At 68.7% G+C, this 7,297-nt stretch carries 9 protein-coding genes; 6 read left to right on the top strand and 3 right to left on the bottom strand.

Annotated elements, in window-relative coordinates; genetic code table 11:
* The 3 genes from moaB to glp all read left to right on the top strand — a co-directional run.
* The coding region (moaB, locus tag Q7T84_RS11680; RefSeq protein ID WP_304808966.1) for a molybdenum cofactor biosynthesis protein B at positions 1-484 on the top strand (484 nt) is incomplete at its 5' end.
* Between the two features lie 13 nt (positions 485-497).
* Positions 498-968: a cyclic pyranopterin monophosphate synthase MoaC gene (gene moaC, locus Q7T84_RS11675; RefSeq protein ID WP_304808964.1), complete on the top strand. Its 471-nt coding sequence runs from the start codon at positions 498-500 to the stop codon at positions 966-968.
* The gene (gene glp, locus Q7T84_RS11670) at positions 965-2,164 is read left to right on the top strand and encodes a gephyrin-like molybdotransferase Glp (RefSeq protein ID WP_304808962.1); all 1,200 of its coding nucleotides are present in this window, start codon (positions 965-967) and stop codon (positions 2,162-2,164) included. Before moaC ends, glp begins: the two co-directional genes overlap by 4 nt.
* A gap of 4 nt (positions 2,165-2,168) precedes the next feature.
* On the opposite strand, the gene Q7T84_RS11665 is transcribed toward glp, so the two are convergent.
* Positions 2,169-3,152, bottom strand: a complete 984-nt coding sequence (locus Q7T84_RS11665; RefSeq protein ID WP_304808960.1) for an XdhC family protein — start codon at positions 3,150-3,152, stop codon at positions 2,169-2,171.
* 99 nt (positions 3,153-3,251) lie between these two features.
* Between Q7T84_RS11665 and Q7T84_RS11660 the strand changes: the two genes are divergently transcribed.
* Together Q7T84_RS11660 and Q7T84_RS11655 are read left to right on the top strand one after the other, a co-directional pair.
* The gene (locus tag Q7T84_RS11660) at positions 3,252-4,127 is read left to right on the top strand and encodes a bifunctional regulator KidO (RefSeq protein ID WP_304808958.1); all 876 of its coding nucleotides are present in this window, start codon (positions 3,252-3,254) and stop codon (positions 4,125-4,127) included.
* Positions 4,128-4,169: 42 nt separating this feature from the next.
* Positions 4,170-4,877, top strand: a complete 708-nt coding sequence (locus Q7T84_RS11655) for a cytidylyltransferase domain-containing protein (protein WP_304808955.1) — start codon at positions 4,170-4,172, stop codon at positions 4,875-4,877.
* A 50-nt stretch (positions 4,878-4,927) separates the two neighbouring features.
* Here Q7T84_RS11655 and ald read toward each other — a convergent pair whose 3' ends face one another.
* Positions 4,928-6,046 carry an alanine dehydrogenase gene (ald, locus tag Q7T84_RS11650; RefSeq protein ID WP_304808953.1) on the bottom strand — a complete coding sequence of 373 codons (1,119 nt, stop codon included), beginning with the start codon at positions 6,044-6,046 and terminating at the stop codon, positions 4,928-4,930.
* Between the two features lie 65 nt (positions 6,047-6,111).
* Positions 6,112-6,765, bottom strand: coding sequence for a monofunctional biosynthetic peptidoglycan transglycosylase (gene mtgA, locus Q7T84_RS11645; RefSeq protein ID WP_304808968.1), 654 nt, complete (start codon positions 6,763-6,765; stop codon positions 6,112-6,114).
* A 92-nt stretch (positions 6,766-6,857) separates the two neighbouring features.
* On the opposite strand from mtgA, the gene Q7T84_RS11640 reads away from it, so the two are divergent.
* On the top strand, positions 6,858-7,297 hold a 440-nt coding region (locus tag Q7T84_RS11640), incomplete at its 3' end, for a nitroreductase family protein (RefSeq protein ID WP_304808951.1).

Genomic DNA, 7,297 nt, shown 5'->3' with positions numbered 1-7,297 from the left:
GGACCTGACCGTCTCCGACACCCGCGACGATGAAAGCGACACCTCCGGCCACGTCCTGGCAGAACGCATCACCGGAGCCGGCCACGAACTAGCCGACAAGACCATCGTCCGCGACGACGTCGCCCAGATCCGCGAGCAGATCAAAGCCTGGGTGGCCTCCGGCGCGGTGGACGCCATCATCACCACCGGCGGCACAGGCATCACCGGCCGCGACGTGACGCCCGAGGCGGTCGAGCCCCTGTTCGACAAAAAGATCGACGGCTTCTCGGTGATCTTCCATCTGGTCAGCTACCAGTCGGTCGGCCTCTCCACCCTGCAGAGCCGCGCCACCGCCGGCATCGTGGACGGCGTGTTCGTCTTCTGCCTGCCTGGCTCGAACGGGGCGGTGAAAGATGGCTGGGACAAGGTGATCTCGGCTCAACTCGACAGCCGCCATGGCCCCTGCAACATGGTCGAACTCATGCCCAGACTGCTTGAACAATGAGTTTGCTGGAACAGTGAGCAAGCTGACCCACATCGACGAGACCGGCCGCGCCAACATGGTCGATGTCTCGGGCAAGGCGGTCACCGCCCGCGAAGCGCTGGCCGAGGGCTTCGTGCGGATGGACGCCGCCACCCTGGCGCTAGCCCTCTCCGGCGACGCCAAGAAGGGCGACGTGCGCGCCACCGCCGAGATCGCCGGCATCATGGCCGCCAAGAAGACCTCCGACCTGATCCCCCTGTGCCACCCGCTGGCGCTGTCGAAGGTCGAGGTGCGGGTGGAACCCGGCGACGGCGGCCTGTCGGTCACCGCCCGCGTCCGCAGCACCGGCCAGACTGGCGTGGAGATGGAAGCCCTGACCGCCGTCTCGGTCGCCTGCTTGACCGTCTACGACATGCTGAAGGCCGCCGATAAGGCCATGACCATCGAGAACGTGCGGTTGCTGACCAAGACCGGCGGCAAGTCCGGCGACTGGACCCGCCCATGACCGACCTCCGGCTGCTGCCCGTCGAGGACGCCCGGGCCCGGATGCTGGCCGAGGTCGGCGCCCTGCCGACCGAAACCATTTTGCTGAACGCCGCCATCGGCCGGGTGCTGGCGCAGGATGTCGCCGCCATCCGCGACCAGCCGCCCTTCACCGCCTCGGCCATGGACGGCTGGGCGCTGCGCAGCGCCGATGCGCCCGGCGCCCTGAGGATCGTCGGCGAGAGCGCCGCCGGTCATGGCTATGACGGCGCGCTCGGCGCCGGCCAGGCGGTGCGGATCTTCACCGGCGCGGCCGTGCCCGCCGGCGCCGACACCGTCGTCATCCAGGAAGACGCGACGCGCGAGGGCGACCTGGTCACGGTTCCAGCATCAATGGTCGGCGAAAACATTCGTCCCGCCGCTGGCGACTTCCGCGCCGGACAAGCTTTGCTCGCCAAGGGAACACGCATCGATCCCTGGCGGTTGTCCTTGGCGGCCTCCGCCGGGCGATCCGAGCTGTCCGTCCACGCCCGGCCGCGGGTGGCCATCGTGTCCACCGGCGAGGAGATCGTCGAGGCGCCGGCCGCGCCGGGTCCCTACCAAATCTACGATTCCGGCGCGCCGGCGCTGGCGGCCATGGTCGAGGCCTGGGGCGGTGTGGCCGCCAAGCTCAAACCGGTCCGCGATGAACTCGACGCGGTGATTGAAGCCCTGCGGACCGCCGACGCCGACCTGATCGTCACGGTGGGGGGGGCCTCGGTCGGCGACCACGATCTGGTGCGGGCCGCCGCCGAAGCCTTGGGCCTCTCGCTCAAGGTCGGCAGCGTCAATGTGCGCCCCGGCAAGCCGACCTTCTTCGGGGTGCTGGGCGACGGCCGCAAGCTGCTGGGCCTGCCCGGCAACCCGGCCTCGGCCTTCGTCTGCGCCGAACTGTTCCTGAAACCGTTGCTCGCCAAGTTCCAGGGCGCGACCAGTCAGTTCAGTCTCGCCAGCGCCCGCCTGGTGAAACCACTGGGCGCCAACGGCCCACGTGAGCACTGGATGCGCGCCAAGCTGTCCTACGAGGACGGCGCGGTCCTGGCCGAGCCCTATCGCGATCAGGACAGCTCCCTGGTCAGCGTCTTCGCGGCCGCCGACGCCCTGTTGCGGCGCCCCGGAGGGGCTCCGGCCCTCCAAGCCGGCGACCTAGTCGAGATCCTGCCGCTAGCGCGGGGCTGACCCCCTAGACCGTCTCGCGCTTGGGTGTCGCCGCACGCGGCTCAGGCCCGGTGCGCGCGTGACGCAGCGCGACGATCTCGCCGATCACCGACAGCGCCACTTCCCACGGAGCCTTGCCGCCGATGTCGAGGCCGATCGGGGCGTGCAGTTGTTGCAGCCGCGCCTCCGGGAACCCCGCCGCCCGCAGGGGCGCCAGCCGCTCGGCCAACCGCTTGCGGGCGCCGAGCAGGCCGACATAGCCCGCCGCCGACGGCAGGGCGGCGGCCAGGGCCTCTTGATCGAGATCGAGATTGTGGGTGGCGATGGCGATAGCGGTCCAGGCGTCGGTTCCGATCGCGGCCAAGGCGGCCAGCGGTTCGTCGCGGCGATAGGCGACGCCGGCCAGAGGCGGCGGGGTTTCGGGTCCCTTAGGCCGCACCAAGGTGGTCTCGAACCCCGATTGCGCGCCGAGCGAGGCGATGGCCAAGGCGGTCGGATCGGCGCCGAACACCACCAGTCGCGGGACCGGGTCATAGGCCTGGACGATGGCGCCGTCCCAGGCTTGGACGCCCGCGCCGCACTGGCGCCGCACCCCGTCGCTGACCCAGATCACCGAGCGGCGCTCCTGCTCGGCCGCCAACAATTCCGTCAAGGCCAGATCACCCTCGCCCACCCGCTCGACGAAGATCTCGATGCGCGCGCCGCACAGCAACTGGATGTCCGGCCAGGGGCTGCCCTCGCCATAGACCAGCCGGCGCGGAACCCCGTCAGCGAGGCAGGCGAAGGCGTGATCGGCCACGTCGCTCTCGACGCAACCGCCCGAAAAATAACCCGCGAGAATATCGTCGCCGAAAACCATCTGGGTACCAGGAGGGCGCGGACCACCGCCCTCGACAGCGGTCAGGGTGGCCAGGGCGACGGGCGTTTTCCGTTGCTGCGCTTGGCGTAGCGCCGATCGTACATCGTCGGCCATGCCAAATAGGGGCCACTCGGGCAGGGGTTCTCGCATCGGACGGTTTTAACCCCCTGGAAAGGTCCTAGACACCGGTTCTTTAGGCCTTGGGGTGAAGATGGCCGCTCTTCGGGTTTGTATCCAGCTCACCGGTTCATGATTTCACCGCTTTCAAAGCTCGGCCTCGGCTCCGCCCAGTTTGGCCTCGACTCGACCACCCTGGTCCGTGGTCGCTCGCCTGTGGCCGAAGCTCGGGAGATCCTCGACATCGCGGCGCGCTCGCGGCTGCCAGTGCTCGACGTCGACGGCCATTCGGGCGTCGCCGAAGCGACGCTGGGCGAAATCATGCCGCGTCCGAACCCGTTCCGAGTTTCGATCTCCACCGTCCGCCCTGATCGCGGCCCCGACCATGTCGAGGCCGAGGCGCGCGCCACCCTGCGCCGTCTGGGCGTCGATCAGGCCGACGCCATACTGGTGCCGGCCGCCGCCGACCTGTTCGGCCCGCACGGCCTGGCCCTTTGGGACCGCCTCAAGGCGCTGAAGGACGAGGGCCTGACCCGCAAGATCGGGGTTTCGGTCTTCGCTTCCGACGATCCGCTGGGCGTCGCCCGCCGGTTCCGGCCCGACGTTGTCCAAGCCCCCGCCTCGCTGCTCGACCAGCGCCTGCTGATCAACGGCACCCTGGCGGCCCTGGCCGGTCTCGGCATCGAAGTGCACCTGCGCTCGATCTTCCTGAACGGCCTGCTGTTCCTGCCGCCAGATCGCGCGCCCCATCATCTGAAGGCCGCCGCCAGCCGCATCTCCCGCGCCCGCCGGTTGATCGCCGAGGGGCGGTCCGACCCGCTGCAGGCCGCCCTGGGCTTCGCGCTCTCTCGCGTCGAGGCCACCACCGTCCTTGTGGGCGTCACCTCGCCCGCTGAACTCTCGGCCGTGATCGCCGCGGCCTCCAGCCCCCCGCCCGATCTCGATTGGGACGAAATGGCCATCGACGATCCGGTGGCGCTAGACCCCCGCGCCTGGGCCGCCGCTTGAGTTAAGGCCCACTGGCCGGGCTTCGCTTCAGGAGCCGCCGCCATGATCCTCGCCGTCCTGCAGGCCCGGATGACCTCCCCTCGCCTTCCCGGCAAGGCGATGGCCCCGCTCCTGGGCGAGCCGATGATCTGGCGTCAGATCGAGCGTATCCGCCTCTCACGCACCGTCACCAAGCTGATCGTCGCCACCAGCATCGATCCGGCCGACGATCCGCTGGCCAGTTTCCTCGTCGCCCGCGGTCAGACCGTATTTCGCGGTGCCTCCAGCAACCTGACCGAACGCTTCACCCGCTGCGTCGAGGCCGCAGGCCCCGTGACCCATGTGGTGCGGATCAAGGGCGACTCGCCGTTTGTCGATCCCGGCGTGATCGACACGGCCGTGCGCCTGGCCCTGGCCAGCGGCGCGGCCTACGCCTCCAACCGCGTGCGGCGCTCCCATCCGAAAGGGCTTGAGGTCGAGGTGGTCACCGCCGAGGCTCTCAGTTCGTCAGCCGCCCAAACCGATGCCGAGACCGCGGCCAGGACCTCGCCGCTGGCCCAGATCCGCGCCCAGCCCGACCGCTACCCGCAAGCCCACTGCCTGGCCCCGCGCGACCTGTCCGCGCTCGATTGGCGGGTGAAGACTCCGGCCGACCACGCCTTCGCCAAGGCCGTCTACGCCGCGCTTCACGCGGCCGATCCCGGCTTTGGCATGCAAGACGTGCTCGACATCACGCAGGGTCGCCAAGACCTGGCCCGCTGGGCGGCGTAACCTAAGCTCTTCATCCTCCGGCTGATCCGGGGGATGACGAGCCTGGTGGCCTACCGCTTCGCCCAAACACCGAAGACGTCCACGAAGTCCTTACCCAAGGCCTCGGCCACGGCCGGATGGGTGATCTCACCCTTCAAGACGTTCAGGCCCTTGGCCAGATGCGGGTTGTCGCGCAACGCCTCCAATCCCTTGTCGGCTATCGACAGGCCGAACGGCAGGGTGGCGTGCACCAGGGCTTCGGACGAGGTGCGCGGCGCGGCGCCGGGCATGTTGGCCACGCAATAGTGGACGACCCCGTCGACCACATAGGTCGGGTCGGCATGGGTGGTGGGGCGCGAGGTCTCGAAACAGCCGCCCTGGTCGATCGATACATCCACCAACACCGAGCCCGGCTTCATCCGCTTCAGGTGGTCGCGGCGGACCAATTTGGGCGCCGAGCCGCCGGGCGTCAGCACCGCGCCGATCACCACGTCCGCCTTCAGCACCTCTTCCTCGACGGCGTCCAGGGTTGAGTATCGGGTGAGGATCCGGCCCAGGAACATGTCGTCGAGCTGGCGCATGCGGGGGATGGAACGTTCCACCACCACGACCTCGGCGCCCAGGCCCGCCGCCATCCGCGCGGCGTTCATGCCGACGACGCCGCCGCCCAGGACGCAGACCCGCGCCGGTGGCACGCCCGGCACGCCGGAGATCAACAGACCCATGCCGCCATTGTGCTTCAGCAGGGTTTCACCGGCCGAGAACACCGCGATCCGGCCGGCCACTTCGGACATTGGGGCCAGCAGCGGCAAGCCGCCGGCCGCGTCAGTCACCGTCTCATAGGCGATCGCCGCGCAGCCGGCCGCCAGCAAGCCGTTCGCCTGGTCGGGGTCGGGCGCGAGATGCAGATAGGTGAAGAGGATGTGCTGGTCGTTCAGCCGCGCCCACTCGGCGGCCTGCGGCTCCTTCACCTTCACGATCAGCTTGGCGCCGCTGAACACCGTCTCGGCGTCCGGGGCGATGACAGCGCCGGCCCGCACATAGGCCTCGTCGGAATAGCCCGCGCCATTGCCGGCCCCCGTCTGAACCAAGACCTCGTGATTGTGGGTCACGTACTCTCGCACCGCGGTCGGCGTCAGCCCGACCCTGTGCTCGTTCGGCTTGATCTCACTGGGTACGCCGACTTTCATCCTGGGTGGCCTCCGAAGATCGCGACCTCAAGCTTCGCGGCACTTTGGGGCGCAACAGTGTTCCGTCAACCTAAAACGCAGGAAGCCATGCCCTCGCGATTGATGGTCCCCGCCGCTCGGGTGATCTTGCCTGAACGCCGCTTTACGTAGGGACCGGGCTGCGCGGCCTGCCACTTCAAGGGGCTGGGCAGGATGGCCGCTAGCCGCGCGGCTTGGGCGGGCGAAAGCTGAGCGGCGCTCACTCCGAAGTTCGTCTGCGCCGCGGCCTCCGCGCCATAGATCCCCGGCCCCCATTCGATCGAGTTCAGATAGACCTCCATGATCCGAGGCTTGCCCCAGATCACCTCGATCAGCACCGTGAAATAGGCCTCGAGCCCCTTGCGGACATAGGAGCGGCCCGGCCACAGGAAGACGTTCTTCGCGGTCTGCTGACTGATCGTCGAGCCGCCACGCAGCTTCTTGCCCTTGGCGTTGCTCTCGAAGGCCTTTTCCATCGCATCAAGGTCAAAGCCATTGTGCTCACAGAACTTGGCGTCCTCGGCGGCGATCACCGCCCGGACCAGGCGTGGAGAGATGTCGTCGATCGAGCGCCAGCGGCGGTCGAAGCCCTTGCCCTCGAACACCCGCTGGACCATCAGCCAAGTGATCGGCGGCGGCACGAACCGGTAGATCGCGGTCACCAGCACTGGCCCGACCAGGCCGAACACCAGAACCAGCATCAGGACGCCGCGGACCAGCCGGCCGAACAGACCCTTTTTCGAAGACGCCTTACCCAAGTCGCTTGCCCTTACCCCACGGCGAGATGTTAGCGATGCGTCGGGCCAGGGTCATGGTCAAGCCGCCGCAAGGACGCAATATCTTGAACGTCACCGAAGCCGTTGCACGCCGGGTCTCCATCCGAGCTTTCAAGCCAGAGACCCCGCCGGCCGAGACCATCCGCGAAATCCTGCAGGCCGCCGCCCGCGCGCCCTCCGGCGGCAATCTCCAGCCATGGCGCGTCTACGCCCTGGCCGGAGCGCCGCTTGGCGAACTGAAGGCGAAGGTGGCCGCCAACCCGTTCGGCGAGCCCCCCGAATACGACGTCTATCCGCCCAATCTCTGGGACCCGTTCCGCACGCGCCGCTTCCAGAATGGCGAGGACCTCTACCGGACCATCGAGATCCCGCGCGAGGACAAGCCCGCGCGCCTGCGCCAACTGGCCAAGAACGGCGAGCTGTTCGGCGCGCCCGTCGGGTTGTTCTTCTGCCTTGA

It is taken from the genome of Phenylobacterium sp., from assembly GCF_030654915.1.
In the GTDB taxonomy this organism is placed as follows: Bacteria; Pseudomonadota; Alphaproteobacteria; order Caulobacterales; family Caulobacteraceae; genus Phenylobacterium.
Note: the sequence above shows the minus strand (reverse complement) of the source record. Positions and strands in the feature narration are given on the sequence as shown.

Excerpts from the sequence above, each read along its gene's own strand:
- Q7T84_RS11660 (WP_304808958.1), top strand. The coding sequence starts at position 3,252 with ATGATTTCACCGCTTTCAAAGCTCGGCCTCGGCTCCGCCCAGTTTGGC.
- ald (WP_304808953.1), bottom strand. The coding sequence starts at position 6,046 with ATGAAAGTCGGCGTACCCAGTGAGATCAAGCCGAACGAGCACAGGGTC.
- Q7T84_RS11655 (WP_304808955.1), top strand. The coding sequence starts at position 4,170 with ATGATCCTCGCCGTCCTGCAGGCCCGGATGACCTCCCCTCGCCTTCCC.
- mtgA (WP_304808968.1), bottom strand. The coding sequence starts at position 6,765 with ATGCTGGTTCTGGTGTTCGGCCTGGTCGGGCCAGTGCTGGTGACCGCG.
- glp (WP_304808962.1), top strand. The coding sequence starts at position 965 with ATGACCGACCTCCGGCTGCTGCCCGTCGAGGACGCCCGGGCCCGGATG.
- Q7T84_RS11665 (WP_304808960.1), bottom strand. The coding sequence starts at position 3,152 with ATGCGAGAACCCCTGCCCGAGTGGCCCCTATTTGGCATGGCCGACGAT.